Source organism: Lysinibacillus sp. FJAT-14745 (genome assembly GCF_001275675.1).
Classification (GTDB): domain Bacteria; phylum Bacillota; class Bacilli; order Bacillales_A; family Planococcaceae; genus Lysinibacillus.
Genome location: NZ_LITM01000008.1, coordinates 158,454 through 174,912 on the forward strand (window position 1 = coordinate 158,454; position 16,459 = coordinate 174,912).

Genomic DNA, 16,459 nt, shown 5'->3' on the forward strand with positions numbered 1-16,459 from the left:
CTTTTCGAAATTATAGTCAACACTAGTGTACCACTTCTATCTCAAGAATAACATGATTTTTCTTGCATTTTTATGCTGATTTCTCCTAAAAGACGAACGATTCTTGTAAATTCATATAAAATCATTCACTTTTAAATTCTTTTTTCTGTGGATATTGTGAATATCATGTTGATAAATTCGGATAATGGTTATTTGTTGTAATATTCTATCTTCTGAAGTTTTTTTACCTTTTCAATTACAGTGGACATACTATATCAATATTTTTTATGTATTACCAATAGTTGGAACTATAGAGGGATTCTATGCAAAATGCGAATGTGGCGTAATGGAAGGAAGCCTTTTTAGTTTGAATGTTCTTTCCGTCGATATAGCTCTTCCTTCCGTCGTTGCTGCGGGCTATCCGTCACTCCAGCTCCTCTATCCGTCGCTTTGCCTGTTCTTTCCGTCGTTGCCGCTCTTCCTTCCGTCGCTTCGAATTCTATCCGTCACTCTGATCGTTCTTTCCGTCGCTTTGCCTATTCTTTCCGTCGTTGCCGCTTTTCTTTCAGTCGCTCTGCGGACTATCCGTCACTTTGACTCTTCTTTCCGTCACTCTGATCGCTCTTTCCATCGCTTTGCCCGTACCATCCATCGCTATCATCTCTGCAGACACGATAAACAAACATTCATACAACATATAAAAAAACTGTAGGAAACTCGAACCTCACCCGAGTTTATCTACAGTTTAAAATCATATTTATGCTTGTCTATCGAATTGTTGAATCATTTTATGCAGTTCTTCTGATTGTATCTTTAAGCCTTCTGCTAGTTTCTCTACTTGCTCAATGGCGTATGCTTGTTCTTCTGTTGCGCTGCGAACTTCCTGTGCACCTGCTGACGTTTCTTGAGCAATGGCTGCAACTTCTTGAGATTGACGAGCAGTTGTTTCAATATTATGCATTTGCTGTTCAATTAGTGAAGAAATTTCCACAATCGATGTTGCCATTTCGTGTACACTTGAAGACATTCCTTCTACCGCTGTCGTAGTTTCTGATACACGTGCAGCTTCTTTTGTCGCAAATGTCACCTGATGATTCATTTGTTTTACAACAATCTCAACGTTTTGTTGCATGGATTGAACAAGGGAAGTAATGCCTTGTACCGCTTTCGCACTTTCATCAGCTAAACTACGAACCTCTTCAGCTACGACAGCAAAACCTTTTCCATGTTCTCCAGCACGCGCTGCCTCAATCGAAGCATTTAAAGCTAGTAAATTTGTTTGTGCTGCAATATCACCAACTAAGCTAATGATACGCTCTACCTGTCCAGCGTTTTCCTCTAATAGACGAATGCTTTCTAATGCCTCATTATTGCCTGCCGCAATTTGTTGAATACTATTCACTAACGTTTCGATCGCATTTGTTGTTGTCGTTAAATTATGTAGAATCTCTTTGGATTGTGATGCAGATGCCTCTGCTCTACTATTGACTTCTGTTGCAAGAGCTCGTACATCTTCAATAGCTTCAGCTGTATCTTGTACTGCTGTAGCAGACGCCTCTGCTCCTGTAGAAATATGTTTTACGGTAGAGGCAATATTCTCTGCTTTTTTTGTTGCAACTGCAGCTTCATCAGATAGTTGAATGATCGATTGATTTGTTTGTTGAAAGTTAAGATCTATACTTTCAACCATTTGTCTTAAATTTAATACCATTTGTTGAAATGCCTCTGCTACAGAACGAATCTCATCACTTGTTTTCGGCATTTCTACATCCTGTCCAATTTTCCCTTGTGCTACACGGGAAGCTGAATTTTCGAGCTGCTGTAAAGGTTTAATTAAGATTACACTGAAAACTGCAGCCAAAATACCTGACCACACAATCCCTGACACATAAGTGAAAATTTCAAACAGTTTACGATTAGTCTCTGGGAAGAAGGTAGGTTGTAAATATTCGATGAAAATAAAACTGATACTGTACGTGATTAGTGCAAGTATACTGACAAATAATACTAGTTTAAGTCGTAAGCCAAACTGTTTTTTCATAGCGACCCTCAATTCTCTTCAAGTTTTTTTACTAGTCGTTCTATCAATTCCGTTAATTCTGCAAATGTTACTTCATAGATTTCTTTACTACCTCCGTAAGGATCTACAACATTTCCTACGCTACCTTCACTTGTATATTCTTTTAAAGTAAAAACTTTTTGTTCTGCATTTGGATAATGAGCGATAATTGTATCTTTATGAGCTGCTGTCATTGTTAAAATTAAATCAGCCCACTCCAATTCAATTATTGATAATTGTGTTGCTAAATGCTGATGCGTCATATTTGCTTCATATAATACTTGTTGTGCATGTGCAGACATTTCCGCATTCGGCATGGCATAAATGCCTGCTGAACGGACCTCTACATTGTCAATTTGTTTATGTTTTAAAATAACCTCTGCCATTGGACTGCGACAAGTATTTCCGGTGCAAACAAATAGTATTTTCATACTTATCACCCTCCTCTGTTTTCTTTATTGCCGGATAGCTAGTACACTCATAATGATAAAAAAAATCCCTGTAATTATTTGAAATTTATTGCCAAGTAAGACCTGACTTCTTCGTGCAATGACTAATGACCCATAAGAGCAAATAAGCGCACTTACACCTGCACTTATAATAAATACTGTTTTCTCTAAGTGTAGCATACCAAAAGAAACACTTACTGAAAAGGTATCTAGGCTTGCAGTCACAGCTAAAAGTATTGGTGAAATTGTAACCTTTTCATCTTTTCGCGAAAATAATAGTAAATGTAAGCCCATGCAAAATAATAAAATACTTGAAATCCATTGTCCCCACTCTAAGAAGAAATGCACTAAAAAGTGTCCTAATTCGAAACCTAATAACGGGAAAAGCATATGCAAAGCAGCTGTCCAAAGTGACAAAAAAAATCGATATCTAACATTTGGTATCAATACATATAAACCAATCACATCTATAGACGTTATTATACCTGCAAGAATTCCCTGCAAGAAAGCACTCCTTCACTCTCTAATATTTTATCATTTTATGCTCGAAATTACAGTATTATCATAATACAATTTCCTTACAAAGAGGTGTTAAAAGTCACTCTAACAATGAACAATCACCTTCTGTTATGGTAAAAACTCGCTACGCTTTCCGCAACAATAGCTCAAGTACAAAAATCTAAGTGGATTTTTTATCCCTGAATACAAAAATAGCATGCCAGAAGTTACTTCTAACATACTATTTTTATAGGTATTTTATTAACGAGTATACCATTTTCCTCCGGCCGCTTTCTCAAGTCGATTCATAATGGCAGCTCCTACCCCTTCAGTCGATGTAGTAGTCGCTAGGATAATAGTAGCTGATGTTTTATCGCAAGCTCTTAGGGCATGGTACAAAGTCGCACCCATTTCTTCTTTACTACCAGCTTCACCTACTGAGAAATAAAAGTCAGCCTTACTGTCCACAAAGCTAGCTGGTGCAAGTAACGCTACTTTATGCCCTTGCTTTTGTAATTGATGTACAGCCTCATGAACTTTCTCCACATCACAATCAATTAATAACACAGGGGCGTTAGGAGCATAGTGTGTATATTTCATACCAGGCGCTTTTGGAGTAGTCTCTAATTTCTGCTCTGTTTTTGAAGGTTGCAGTACTGGACCAATCTTAGCCTCTAACATTTCCTTTGTAATGCCACCTGGACGCAAAATTACTGGAGGTTCGTGTGTTACATCTAACACAGTGGATTCTAGTCCAATCCCAGTAGAACCTCCATCTAAAATATAAGGTATGTACCCTCCCAAATCATCATGAACATGTATGGCTTCTGTTGGACTTGGCTTCCCACTACGATTAGCACTCGGCGCAGCAAGTGGCTTTTTTAATTGTTGTAGTAAGGCGAGCGCAACTGGATGATCTGGCATACGAATGCCGACAGTCGTTAGACCAGCTGTCACACTATTTGCCAGCACATTCGGTTTTACAGGCATGACAAGTGTCAGTGGACCTGGCCAAAATAAATCCATGCATTTTTTGGCTACTTCTGAAATATGTTCTATATAGAGTTCAGCTTCCTCTTTCGTGCCAATGTGAACAATTAGCGGATTGTCTGAAGGACGACCTTTTGCTTCAAATATCTTTTTAACAGCGGTATCATTTGTTGCAACAGCTCCTAGGCCATAAACCGTTTCTGTTGGAAATGCCACGACTTCACCTGCATTTAAGATATCCACAGCCTGTGTATAATTTATCTGACTATTCACATTACTGTCCACAATCTTGCAAACGGTTTCCATAATTAAAACCTTCCTTCAATTTTTCGTTTTCACTGAATTATCCACATAATGTTTATAACTTATTAAAAATTGTGCATAAGTTATCTGAATTTGTGAACAATTCATTCAAAAAAACCTTTAATCCATTCCCATATAAAAAATGTAACGTGTTCCTTCTCTTCTTTCGGTTCTACATTTTGTTCTTCTTTATCGGGCTCACAAATTGATGGGAATACGCTACACCACCAGTTATCACCACGTGCATCACCGATTTTCACGACAATCGAATGATATAAATTTTGTGGATAAAGTACAGCATTCTGTCTCTTTGGTGGAAATAAGTTATCCCCAAGTACAACTTGTGTATGAAGTTGTGGATAATTTTCTTTTATTTCTGCTTCAATTTCTTGTTTTAATGAAAGTATTTTCTCGTTATCCACAGTTTTAGCTCCAGCACTAGCGACTACTTGCTTGAAATACGGCTTTAAATTTTGGACAAGCTGCTCCTTTTCAAGTTGATCCTTTGTCGTGTTGCTATTGGCAATAACGCGTATACGAAAATCATTTTCTTGTTCATGATTGCTAGCTTCTTTCGCAAAACCTACTAATAATGGAATATATAAAATACATAATTGTAAAGCAACCGCAATTAATACTAATCTTGCAAAAGCTAGTAAAATATTTCGTTTAGGTAATCTAATAATCTTGTATTCGTTTAACATAAAAATCCCTCCTTGCTCAACATTGTTGGCAAGAAGTAGATAGTTTATACATGAATTTCACAAAAAATCATTCGAGGCTTACCATTTATATCTTTTTCTATTGAAATTGTAGCCTGTGGAAAACTATTTTTAAAGAATTGAGCCACCTTCTCCCCTTGTGTATAACCGATTTCAAGACCAATGAGGGCTGGTTTATTCATAAGGGGTGGAAGTTGCTCAGCTAATTTTCTATATAAAATAAGCCCGTCTTCTTCTGCAAAAAGAGCACTATGTGGTTCATGTTCCAGCACAGTACTTGACATCTCTTTCGCTTCATCAAAAGCAATATACGGTGGATTCGATAAAACAATATCAAATTTCTCACCTGCCAGAGGCTTCGCTAAATCCCCGAGTCGAAAATCAATATCCGCCGCCAATCTTTGTGCATTTTTATGTGCTGTAGTTAAAGCAGCTTCGGATAAATCAGTGGCTACGACCGTTAGCTCTGGACATTCTAGCTTCATAGAAATAGCAATTGCACCACTACCAGTTCCGATATCTGCAAGCTTCAATTCTTGATGATTAAATATTTGGTTCATGCGATTGATTGTTCCAAGCACTAATTCCTCGGTCTCAGGTCTAGGAATTAGTACTGACTCATCGACAATAAATGAACGACCATAAAATTCTTCACTACCGACGCAATACTGTACAGGTCGTCCACTTGCATGCTCTTCGATGAGTTCTTTGAATTTTTCTTTTTGTTCAGCTGTTAATACGTCTTGAAGGCGTAACATAACTTCTGAATAGCTAGTACCAAGTATATGTTGCATGACAATACGTGCCGCCGTTTCCTCACGACCATTATCCACTAAAAAAGAAGAAGCCCATTGAAGGGCCTCCATTACATTATTATAGGTCATCATTTAATCGCTCTAACTTTGATGCTTGCTCCTCTAAAATGAGCGTATCAATGATTTCGTCTAGTCTACCTTCGACGATTTGATCTAGTTTTTGAATCGTTAAACCAATTCGGTGGTCTGTTACACGGTTTTGTGGATAATTGTATGTGCGAATACGCTCAGAGCGATCGCCTGAACCTACAGCTGATTTACGTGTGGCATCGATTTCCTTTTGTGCTTCTTGCAGATACATATCAGCAACACGAGCACGTAGAATTTTCATTGCCTTTTCACGGTTCTTAATTTGTGATCGTTCATCCTGCATCGATACAACAACACCTGTCGGTAAGTGAGTCATACGCACAGCTGACATCGTTGTATTTACCGATTGACCACCGGCACCAGAAGATGCAAATGTATCAACTCGGATATCTTTTTCATGGATTTCAACATCTACTTCTTCAACTTCAGGTAAGCAAGCTACTGTCGCTGTTGATGTATGAATACGCCCTTGAGATTCTGTTGCAGGTACACGTTGTACACGGTGCGCACCATTTTCAAATTTGAATTTTGAATATGCACCTTGACCGTTAATCATAAAAATAACTTCTTTATAGCCGCCCATTGCGTTTGGCGTCGCTTCCATTACGTCAATTTTCCAGCCTTGTGTCTCAGCATAGCGAGAGTACATACGGAACAAATCTCCTGCGAAAATATTCGCCTCGTCTCCACCAGCTGCTCCACGAATCTCCATAATAACGTTTTTATTATCATTAGGATCTTTCGGAATTAATAGAATGCGTAAACGTTCTTCCAACTCTTCTTGCTGATCTTTTAGTAAGTTGAATTCTTCTTTCACCATCTCGTGCATATCAGGATCTTTTTCACTATCTAGCATTTCACGTGTATCCGCTAATTGCTCTTTTACACTTTTATATTCACGATAAGCCTCTACAGTCTCTTGGATATCTGATTGCTCTTTAGAATATTCACGTAATTTTTTACTATCATTCACAATATCGGGATCACTTAAAAGCTCTGTTAATCTTTCGTAACGATCCTCCACTGCTTGTAATCGATCGAACATGGATTTCACCTCTATTTAGTTTTTTATAGATCATCACCAAAACGTGTGGTTGATTTCCGTTCCGGCTGGGCGCTTTCCTGGGGGCGTCCGATGAGCCGCTTGGGCCTACACGATGTAGGTCACGAAGGCGTTATCACAGGACGTGATGCCCTTAGCCTTCGTTCCTCTACTTGCTCGCTGCAGGGTCTCGGGCCAACACGATGTTGGTCACGAAGGCGTTATCACAGGATGTGATGGTTTTAGCCTTCGTTCCTCTATCGCTAATCCCCGAGGAGTCGCCCAGCCTCCACTCCAATCAACTTATTTACATAGTGGACGTTTTAACAAAAGTCATCCATAACTTTTGGTGATAAACCTTTTTTATGAAGTTTGCTCTTACTGAAAAAGAGAAACTCTAAATTAGAATTACGCTAAGCGCGTAAAGATTTTTTATGAACATTTTTTATTTCCACTACTTAGTATAAGGAAATTTTCGCATGTATGCTACTTTTTCTTAGCTCTATCAACTGAATCGATTAGCATTATAGCGGCGGATGTGCGTGACACTTTCGACAAACCGGATAGTAGGAATCATTCCCGCCAATTTGAATTTGATCACCTGTATAAACAGGCTTTCCACTTTCATCAACACGTAAATTCATTGTCGCTTTTTTTTGACAGAACCAGCAAATCGTTTTCATTTCCTCAATTTTATCTGCATATGTAAGCATGTACTGACTGCCTTCAAATAGCTCATTTTGGAAATCGTTTTTCAGACCGAAGCCCATGACCGGAATATCTAACTCATCTACGATATATGCTAACTGCAAAACATGCTCTTTTTTTAGAAATTGTACTTCATCAACAAGTACACAATATGGTTTTACAGCATTGTTTTTTACTAGCTCAAAAATATTTGTATCATCATTAACAGGAATGGCTTGTTGACGTAAGCCTACTCGACTTGAGATAAAGCCTACTTCATCTCGCGTATCTATGCCTGGTGTAAACATCATTACAGGTTTTTGTTGTTCTTCATAGTTATGCGCAACTTTTAGAATTTCTATGGATTTACCACTATTCATTGCACCGTGTTTAAAATATAGCTGTGCCATTTTGTCTTCTCCCTTTCTTCTTGTCGATCTGGATACCGAAAAGACTCGCATCAACGTATTTAACTTCTTTCAGCTACAGCAGTCTCCCACCTTTATAGATGGTGACGCAATTATGCCGAGGCATAATTGATTATACTGAAAAAAATACCTGCCAAGCACATGCTTGGCAGGTATTAAACTAACATTAGTTTTTAAGACCGTATTTTTTGTTGAAACGATCCACGCGACCATCAGTAGACGCGAATTTTTGACGGCCAGTATAGAATGGGTGACATTCGTTGCAGAACTCGACAACGATGTTTTCTTTTACTGAACCAGTTTTGAAAGAGTTACCGCAAGAGCAAGTTACTGTTGCTTCTTTGTAATCTGGATGAATTCCTTGTTTCATATTCGTTTTCTCCTCTCGCCCTGAACCATCTGGAACAGAGTATTATCGAACTGTACCTTACATAGCCCGAATATGTCGGCTACATATGTACACGTTGCATACTTTGCAATAATATCATATCAAATATACATTTGACAATAGTTTTTAGTGTATCGATTAACTATTTTTATTTAATTTTAAGGCGCATCACTATAACGAAAGATTCTACCAGTATTTAAAAATCACCATCAACTTTTTATAGTCAATGGTGATTCATGTTTATAGTAAGCCCTTACCTTTAGTAGCTTTTTTCATATCTTCGTTTAATTTTTCAAAGAATTCTTCATTTGATTTTGTTGTACGTAATTTTTTCATGAAGCGCTCCGCAAAATCAGGCGCGTCCGAGAATGTTTTACGAATTGCCCATAGCTTTTCAAGTTGCTCAGGCTCAAGCAGAAGCTCTTCCTTACGTGTACCTGAACGACGGATATCAAGCGCAGGGAAAATACGACGCTCTGCTAATTGGCGATCAAGATGAAGCTCTAAATTACCTGTTCCTTTAAATTCCTCATAAATGACCTCATCCATACGAGATCCTGTATCCACTAAAGCTGTCGCTAAAATTGTTAAGCTACCGCCTTCTTCAATATTACGTGCAGAACCGAAGAATCGTTTTGGTCTATGGAAGGCAGCAGGATCAATACCACCTGAAAGCGTACGACCGCTCGGAGGAATAACTAAGTTATACGCACGTGCTAAACGTGTAATAGAGTCCATTAAAATAATAACATCACGCTTATGCTCAACTAAGCGGCGTGCACGTTCTAATACAATTTCTGCAACTTTCACATGATTTTCTGGAACCTCATCGAAAGTCGAGCTCACTACATCTGCATTCACAGAACGTTCAATATCAGTTACTTCCTCAGGGCGTTCGTCAATAAGTAAGACAATTAACTCTGCATCTGGATAATTTGTTGTAATAGCATTCGCGATTTCTTTTAATAATGAAGTTTTCCCTGCCTTTGGTGGTGCAACGATTAATCCACGTTGTCCAAAGCCTACAGGTGCCACTAAATCCATAATACGAGTCGATAAATTACGTTGAGTTGTTTCAAGCTTAATTTGTCGGTCAGGATATAAAGGCGTTAATGCAGGAAAATGCACACGTTCCTTTGCTACCTCTGGGTCTTCGCCGTTAACAGCATCCACCTGTAGTAGTCCATAATAGCGTTCGTTTTCTTTAGGTGGACGTACTTTACCAGATACCTTGTCCCCATTTCGTAGGTCAAAGCGACGAATCTGAGAAGCAGAAATATAAATATCTTCTTTACTTGGAGAATAGTTAATTGGTCGAAGGAAACCAAAGCCCTCTTGCGATACAATTTCCAGTACTCCTTCCATAAAGAAGTAGCCCTCTTGCTCCGAACGTGTTTTCAAAATAGCAAATATTAATTCTTTTTTCGTTAGCTTGCTATAATATGAAATTTTATATTGGCGTGCAAGGGCGTAAAGCTCTTTTAACGTCATGTTTTCTAATTGAGCGATTGTCAATGCAGACATATGCACAACTCCAGTCTTTTTCAAAATATAATTGCCATTTTTAGGGATATCAAAGAAGTTTTTCACGATAGGCTCTGTAATCTTTTCGTACCTGTCGGCGTTTTCATTTGTAAGTCAGAAATGAAGCAGTTTGAAGCAAAGCGATAGGTACTTTAATTAACTATGCAAAACATAGCCTTATAAAACTATGGGATGGTTGAAAATTTAGAAGAAGGTACCTAGCGCAAAAAGATGCACTAGGTATATTTTAGAAGAAATTTTTATTAATAGCTAGGTTTTTTATCAAGAGCGTGACGACCTTCTACAAAACGCACAGTTCCAGATTTAGCTCGCATAACAACTGAATGCGTTAATGCATAGGCTCCTTTATATTGAACGCCTTTTAAAAGCTCACAATCTGTTACTGCAGTCGCTGCAAAAATAGCATCGTCACCTTTAACTAGGTCATCTAAATGAAGAACTTTATCTACGTCTACACCCATTTTTTTGCAACGTTCTAACTGTTCCTCGTCTTCTGGCACTAGCTTCGCTTGGAAGTCTCCACCTAGACATTTTAATGCAACAGCTGAAATAACACCCTCTGGAGCACCACCTGTACCAAACATAATATCAATGCCAGTTTCATCAAAAGCAGTATTGATAGCTGCTCCAACGTCGCCGTCTTGAATAAATTTAATACGTGCCCCAGCTTCTCGGATTTCATCAACAATTGCTTGGTGACGTGGTCGATCTAAAAGTGTAGCTACTACGTCTGAAATATCTTTATTTTTAGCTTTTGCTACCTGTAATAAATTATACGTAACAGAAGCGTTAATATCTACCTTACCTGCTGCTTCTGGACCTACTGCAATTTTCTCCATGTACATATCAGGTGCGTTTAACAGATTACCTTTATCTGCAATAGCAAGTACTGTCATTGCACCATTTGTACCCTTCGCTACAATATTTGTACCTTCTAATGGGTCAACTGCGATATCTACTTGAGGACCTCCATTACGCAGGCCAAGCTCTTCACCAATATAAAGCATTGGTGCTTCATCCATTTCGCCTTCACCAATCACTACTGTAGCATGCATTGGAATTGTATCGAACATCACACGCATCGCTGTCGTCGCTGCATCATCTGCCTCAATTTTTAAACCGCGACCCATCCATTTCCCGGATGCGATTGCTGCTGCCTCAGTTACTCGTACTACTTCCATCGATAAACTACGTTCCATTGTTTTATTTGCCTCCCGTTATCGGCATATTTCTTCGCCGAAACATTCAAATTACCTCTATTGTAACATAGTTAGTTCAAAATATTTAGCTCTCATTATTCCTTTGTCTCTGCTACGCGAGCCATTATTGTTTCACGTCGAATATCAGCGCCTAAATCACGTAATTTCTCAATAAGTGAGCTATAACCACGCTCAATATGATAGATATCATGAATTTCTGTTTCACCTTCAGCTAAAAGGCCTGCTAATACTAATGCGGCACCAGCACGAAGATCTGTAGCTGTTACAGTTGAACCATGTAATCTACTAGGACCTGTAATCATAGCTGTATTTCCTTCAACGCGTGCATTGGCATTCATACGACGAAGTTCATCAATATGCTTAAATCGAGCTGTATAGATTGTATCTGTTACCTTTGAGGAACCAAACGCTTGAGACATTAACACAGAAAGTGGTTGTTGAATATCCGTTGGGAACCCAGGATACACTAATGTTTTAACATCAACGGCTTGCAATGTGGAGAGGTCCGTTTTTGGCACAAAAATACTTTCTTCACCGATTTCAATTTTTACGCCCATTTCACGAAGCTTTGCAGTAATCGCCTCTAAATGCAATGGAATAACATTATCGATTGTAATGCCTTCACCTAAAGCGGCAGCCATAATCATAAACGTAGCAGCTTCAATGCGATCTGGAATAATCGTATGCTCCGTACCATGAAGCTCCTCTACGCCTTCAATACGGATAACACTTGTACCCGCACCTTTAATATTAGCTCCCATGTTAGTGAGTAGAGTCGCTACATCAATAATTTCCGGTTCTTTTGCTGCATTTTCAATAACCGTACGTCCCTTCGCGAGGACAGCAGCTAACATAATATTAATTGTTGCGCCAACACTGGCAACGTCTAAATATATTTTTGCGCCAATTAATTCATCAGCACGTAAATAAATTGCTCCATGCTCATTAGTGATTTTCGCACCTAATGCCTCAAAGCCTTTTATATGTTGGTCAATAGGACGTGGCCCTAAGAAGCAGCCTCCTGGTAAACCAATCACAGCTTTTTTAAAGCGACCTAGCATTGCTCCCATTAAGTAATAAGAGGCACGAAGCTTTTTCACGTTGCCGTTTGGTAATGGCAATGCAATCATATCTGTTGGATCAATTGTCATTACGCCATCCTCAAATGAAACTTCTCCACCGATTTCCTCTAATAAAGCCTTTAACGTCCAAGCATCAGAAATTTCTGGTATCCCTCCAATTATCACTGGAGAGTTCGCCAAAATTGATGCTGGAATTAAGGCAACTGCACTATTTTTTGCACCACTAACTTTTATTGTACCCTGTAGACGATTTTCGCCTGTAATTTTATAAACATCCATTTTGCGTTCTCCCTCATGATTGGAAAGTAATTTTTTCTACAATTGGCTCACTATATAATCTTATTATTCGCCTTTTCTCTTATTCCAATCCGCTAAAAATCCTTCAATTCCTTTTTCCGTTAATGGATGATGGAAAAGTTGCTTTAATACTTTAAAGGGAGTAGTTGCAATATGTGCACCAGCAAGTGCTGCAGCTGTTACATGCTGTGGATGACGAATAGATGCAGCGATAATTTGCGTATCGATATTATGAATTGTAAAAATATCTGCAATCGTTTCAATTAGTTCTACACCGTTTTGACCCATATCATCTAGACGACCGATAAATGGTGATACATATGTAGCACCCGCACGAGCAGCCATTAACGCTTGGTTTGCACTGAAGATTAATGTTACGTTCGTTTTAATACCTTTGTCTGCAAAGAAGCGACATGCCTCTAAGCCAGCTGGCGTCATAGGTAGTTTAACTGTAATATTTGGAGCAATTGCAGCCAATTCTAAACCTTCTTTAATCATACCTTCCGCATCTAGAGCGATTACTTCCCCACTCACCGAGCCATCTACAAGCTCTGTGATTTCACGAAGTCGATCGTGGAAAGAAACATTCTCTTCTTTAGCAACTAACGATGGGTTTGTTGTAACACCTGATAAAATACCCCATGCGTGTGCTTCTTTAATCTCTTCGAAATTTGCTGTATCAATGAAAAATTTCATAATATACCCTCCTGATCACTGTTTTGATTCATCACTATAACGTGGGTTGATTTCCGTGGAATACGTTGTAACAAATGTCATCCCCCAACCCCAACATTTGATGATGAGTCTTATAATTGAATATTTGCCAAAATTTTTTTATTTCAAAAACAAGAGAAGGTCGATAAAAGCATCAACACTTCTCTTATTATGTGTATTCATCTGTACTTTTGTAACATATAGATACAAAAAATTATGCTTTTTGTGCACTACCAAATTCACGGATTTTCCCAATAACTGTTGTTTTAATCGCTTCACGTGCTGGAGCAAGGAATTTACGAGGATCATAAACAACTTTATCATTATCAAGAACTTCACGGATTACTTTTGTAGCAGCAATTTGATTTTCAGTATTAACATTAATTTTTGCTGTGCCTAATGAAATTGAACGTTGAATATCTTTTGTTGGAATACCTGTACCACCATGTAATACTAATGGAAGATCTGCTAATTTTGAGATTTCTTCCATTTCTTTAAAGCCTAAGTTTGGTTCTCCTTTGTAAGGACCATGTACAGAGCCAAGTGCTGGTGCTAAGCAGTCGATATCTGTTAGTTCAACCATTTTACGGCATTCCTCTGGATCAGCGTACATAATACCACCGATTACGCCATCCTCGTCGCCGCCTACTGTTCCAAGCTCAGCTTCAACAGAAACACCTTTCGAATGAGCGTACTCAACTACTTTTGAAGTAGTCGCAACATTTTCCTCGAATGGATGATGAGATGCATCAATCATAACGGAAGTAAAGCCTGCATCAATTGCTTCTTTACATTTCTCAAAGCTTGAACCATGGTCAAGATGAATAGCTACAGGTACTGTAGTGCCATAAGACTCCATTAAACCTTTTACCATGTGTACAACGGAGATGAATCCGCCCATATATTTACCTGCACCTTCAGAAACGCCTAGAATAACTGGAGATTTTTCTTCTTCTGCTGCTTGTAAAATTGCCTGAGTCCACTCAAGATTGTTGATGTTGAACTGACCAACCGCATAACCTTCTGCTTTTGCTTTAATTAACATCTCTTTCATAGATACTAATGCCATACTAAAAATCCTCCTCTTAGGACTATTCTTTTTACATAGATATGCTATTTAATCATAGCAAAAATAACAGCCCCTGAAAAGCAGGGGCTGTTATTTTCTACGCGAAAGCGAAGTGCAACGTAGCGACAGCGTTTTTTCTTTTCTGCACGAAAGCGGAGTGCAACGGAGCGGCAGTGCCAACCGTAGTGTAGTGCAACGCAACGAAGGTTACAGCCCCTGAAAAGCAGGGGCTGTTATTTTCTACGCGAAAGCGGAGTGTAACGAAGCGACAGCGTCTTGTTTTCTGCACGAAAGCGCAGTGCAACGGAGCGGCAGTGCCAACCGTAGTGTAGTGCAACGCAACGAAGGTTTCAGCCCCTGAAAAGCAGGGGCTGTTATTTTCTACGCGAAAGCAAAGTGCAACGTAGCGACAGCGTTTTTTCTTTTCTGCACGAAAGCGGAGTGCAACGGAGCGGCAGTGCCAACCGTAGTGTAGTGCAACGCAACGAAGGTTTCAGTGGTTGGGACAAAACTGGTCAAAACCTTAAAAAGCGCGAGAAATCAATTTAGAAACGTTGATTTCTTGCGCTTTTTCGATGTTAAATTTTTTAAATTTTTTAATTTTACGTAAAAAAATATGTTTATGTCATAAGTGACGTAAATTATCAGTGCGGTCAGATAGTGTTGTATGAAGGTAGATGTCGATATTTTTCGAAAGTTGGGTGATAAATTAAAAAAGTTGGTAGATAAATCGATAAAGTTGGTAGATAAATCAATAAAGTTGGTCGATAAACAATCAAAAGTTCTCGATAAATCTCAAAACTGCGCCCAGTCGGAACAGAAATCAACCCCACGTTATAGTGATGAGCCATTTATCGTGGAAGCAAAATGATAGTGAAACGATAGACAACTTCTACAAATCGTCTAACAACCATGAAAAACAGGCGGTGTTGACCACTGCCTGTTCATCTAAACTTTTAATGTTTTATTAACTTCATCACGTACTTCAAAAATATCAAAAGGCTTAGTAAAATATCGAATTGCTCCTAAATCTAATGCCTCCTGTACAACATCCAACTCCCCATATGCAGTCATCATGAATACCGGCAGTTGTGGCCACTTCTCTTTTAAGCGCTTTAAAATTTCTATGCCATCCATCCCTGGAATTTTCATGTCTAATAGGACACAATCCATTCCCTCCTCAGCATACTTCAGTGCTTCCATACCATTTGCAGCTAAATATGTACCATAACCTTCTTTTTTCAACACTTCATTTAAAAGCAAACGAATTCCTGGTTGATCATCGACAATTAGTAATCGTTTCACATTTCATTCCGCCCTTTTCGAGTTATTATTCTTGCACAAAACTTCCTATATTATGTATTATTCTCCTTTAACCTCTTAATACCTTCTAGTATTATAAAAATTATCTGCTTTTGCTTTATGCTCTTTTCAAATCTATAATATTGATTGAGGTGGGACCATGTCAAAAATTCTAACAACACAATTGAGTGGATTATTACAAAGAATAACACAAAATGAAGAAGAAGCTATTGAGGAAACAGCGCGATTACTTGCACAAGCGGGTATTGGTGAAGGTAATGTCTATTTCGCATGCTTTGGTGAAATGCAAGTTATCGAATTAAATGCATGTCAAGCAGCGGAACGTTTTACTAAGTTAGTCCCTTGGACAAAAGATACAGTTATCACGGAAGCGGATCGTGTATGCATTTTTACACGTAGTGCACATGATGAGGATGCATTATCCTTAGCACAGCAATTAAACAATCAGTTTATTCCATTTGCAGCGGTTGCTAGTGAAGTTGCTAATTCCGAAAACCCACTAGCAGATTTAGCGTATACGTATATTTCAACACGTATACGAGGTGGTTTATTACCGAACGATTTAGGAAAGCGCATAGTTGTGCCACATGCTATTGCTGCCCTTTTTGTTTATGAAGCAGTAAAAATTGCGTATGATGAAATGCTTGGCCTTGATGACGAAGAGTTATAAAAATTCCATCAATTTCACCTTGGCGTCATTGATGCTGTCGCGCAAATAAATGCGTTCGGAGGCTTTATCTTCATTCATTAGGCATACAT

Annotated in this window: 16 protein-coding genes; 1 reads left to right on the top strand and 15 read right to left on the bottom strand. The window is 38.6% G+C overall.

The features are described 5' to 3' along the window. Positions 1-736 precede the first annotated feature (736 nt). The 15 genes from AMS59_RS14485 to AMS59_RS14560 form a co-directional block, all read right to left on the bottom strand. A complete protein-coding gene (locus AMS59_RS14485) occupies positions 737-2,020 on the bottom strand; it encodes a methyl-accepting chemotaxis protein (RefSeq protein ID WP_053484451.1) in 1,284 nt (427 codons plus the stop codon). Positions 2,021-2,028: 8 nt separating this feature from the next. Further along, positions 2,029-2,469, bottom strand: coding sequence for a low molecular weight protein arginine phosphatase (locus tag AMS59_RS14490; protein ID WP_053484452.1), 441 nt, complete (start codon positions 2,467-2,469; stop codon positions 2,029-2,031). Positions 2,470-2,493: 24 nt separating this feature from the next. Next, positions 2,494-2,991, bottom strand: coding sequence for a manganese efflux pump (locus AMS59_RS14495; protein ID WP_053484453.1), 498 nt, complete (start codon positions 2,989-2,991; stop codon positions 2,494-2,496). Positions 2,992-3,246: 255 nt separating this feature from the next. Next, positions 3,247-4,281, bottom strand: a complete 1,035-nt coding sequence (locus AMS59_RS14500) for an L-threonylcarbamoyladenylate synthase (protein WP_053484454.1) — start codon at positions 4,279-4,281, stop codon at positions 3,247-3,249. Between the two features lie 101 nt (positions 4,282-4,382). Then, complete coding sequence (locus tag AMS59_RS14505) at positions 4,383-4,982, bottom strand: stage II sporulation protein R (protein WP_053484455.1); 600 nt, start codon at positions 4,980-4,982, stop codon at positions 4,383-4,385. Positions 4,983-5,026: 44 nt separating this feature from the next. Then, the gene (gene prmC, locus AMS59_RS14510) at positions 5,027-5,887 is read right to left on the bottom strand and encodes a peptide chain release factor N(5)-glutamine methyltransferase (RefSeq protein WP_053484456.1); all 861 of its coding nucleotides are present in this window, start codon (positions 5,885-5,887) and stop codon (positions 5,027-5,029) included. Then, positions 5,874-6,950, bottom strand: coding sequence for a peptide chain release factor 1 (prfA, locus tag AMS59_RS14515; protein ID WP_053484457.1), 1,077 nt, complete (start codon positions 6,948-6,950; stop codon positions 5,874-5,876). The genes prmC and prfA overlap by 14 nt, the downstream gene beginning before the upstream one ends. A gap of 521 nt (positions 6,951-7,471) precedes the next feature. Next, entirely contained in the window at positions 7,472-8,044 is a 573-nt protein-coding gene (locus tag AMS59_RS14520; RefSeq protein WP_053484458.1) for a thymidine kinase, read from the bottom strand. 184 nt (positions 8,045-8,228) lie between these two features. Continuing rightward, positions 8,229-8,432 carry a 50S ribosomal protein L31 gene (rpmE, locus tag AMS59_RS14525; protein WP_053484459.1) on the bottom strand — a complete coding sequence of 68 codons (204 nt, stop codon included), beginning with the start codon at positions 8,430-8,432 and terminating at the stop codon, positions 8,229-8,231. 258 nt (positions 8,433-8,690) lie between these two features. Next, a complete protein-coding gene (gene rho / locus AMS59_RS14530) occupies positions 8,691-9,974 on the bottom strand; it encodes a transcription termination factor Rho (RefSeq protein ID WP_053484460.1) in 1,284 nt (427 codons plus the stop codon). Positions 9,975-10,237: 263 nt separating this feature from the next. Beyond that, on the bottom strand, positions 10,238-11,194 hold the full coding sequence (gene glpX, locus AMS59_RS14535) for a class II fructose-bisphosphatase (RefSeq protein WP_053484461.1): 957 nt from the start codon (positions 11,192-11,194) through the stop codon (positions 10,238-10,240). Positions 11,195-11,289: 95 nt separating this feature from the next. Continuing rightward, positions 11,290-12,576: a UDP-N-acetylglucosamine 1-carboxyvinyltransferase gene (locus tag AMS59_RS14540; RefSeq protein WP_053484462.1), complete on the bottom strand. Its 1,287-nt coding sequence runs from the start codon at positions 12,574-12,576 to the stop codon at positions 11,290-11,292. A gap of 63 nt (positions 12,577-12,639) precedes the next feature. Further along, on the bottom strand, positions 12,640-13,290 hold the full coding sequence (gene fsa, locus AMS59_RS14545) for a fructose-6-phosphate aldolase (protein WP_053484463.1): 651 nt from the start codon (positions 13,288-13,290) through the stop codon (positions 12,640-12,642). A gap of 232 nt (positions 13,291-13,522) precedes the next feature. Continuing rightward, a complete protein-coding gene (locus AMS59_RS14550) occupies positions 13,523-14,377 on the bottom strand; it encodes a class II fructose-bisphosphate aldolase (protein WP_053484464.1) in 855 nt (284 codons plus the stop codon). Between the two features lie 948 nt (positions 14,378-15,325). Next, a complete protein-coding gene (locus tag AMS59_RS14560) occupies positions 15,326-15,682 on the bottom strand; it encodes a response regulator (protein WP_053484466.1) in 357 nt (118 codons plus the stop codon). 157 nt (positions 15,683-15,839) lie between these two features. Here AMS59_RS14560 and AMS59_RS14565 point away from each other — a divergent pair, with 157 nt between their 5' ends. After that, positions 15,840-16,370 (top strand): DUF2529 family protein, encoded by a 531-nt coding sequence (locus AMS59_RS14565; RefSeq protein ID WP_053484467.1) that lies wholly within the window; start codon positions 15,840-15,842, stop codon positions 16,368-16,370. Positions 16,371-16,459 lie beyond the last annotated feature (89 nt).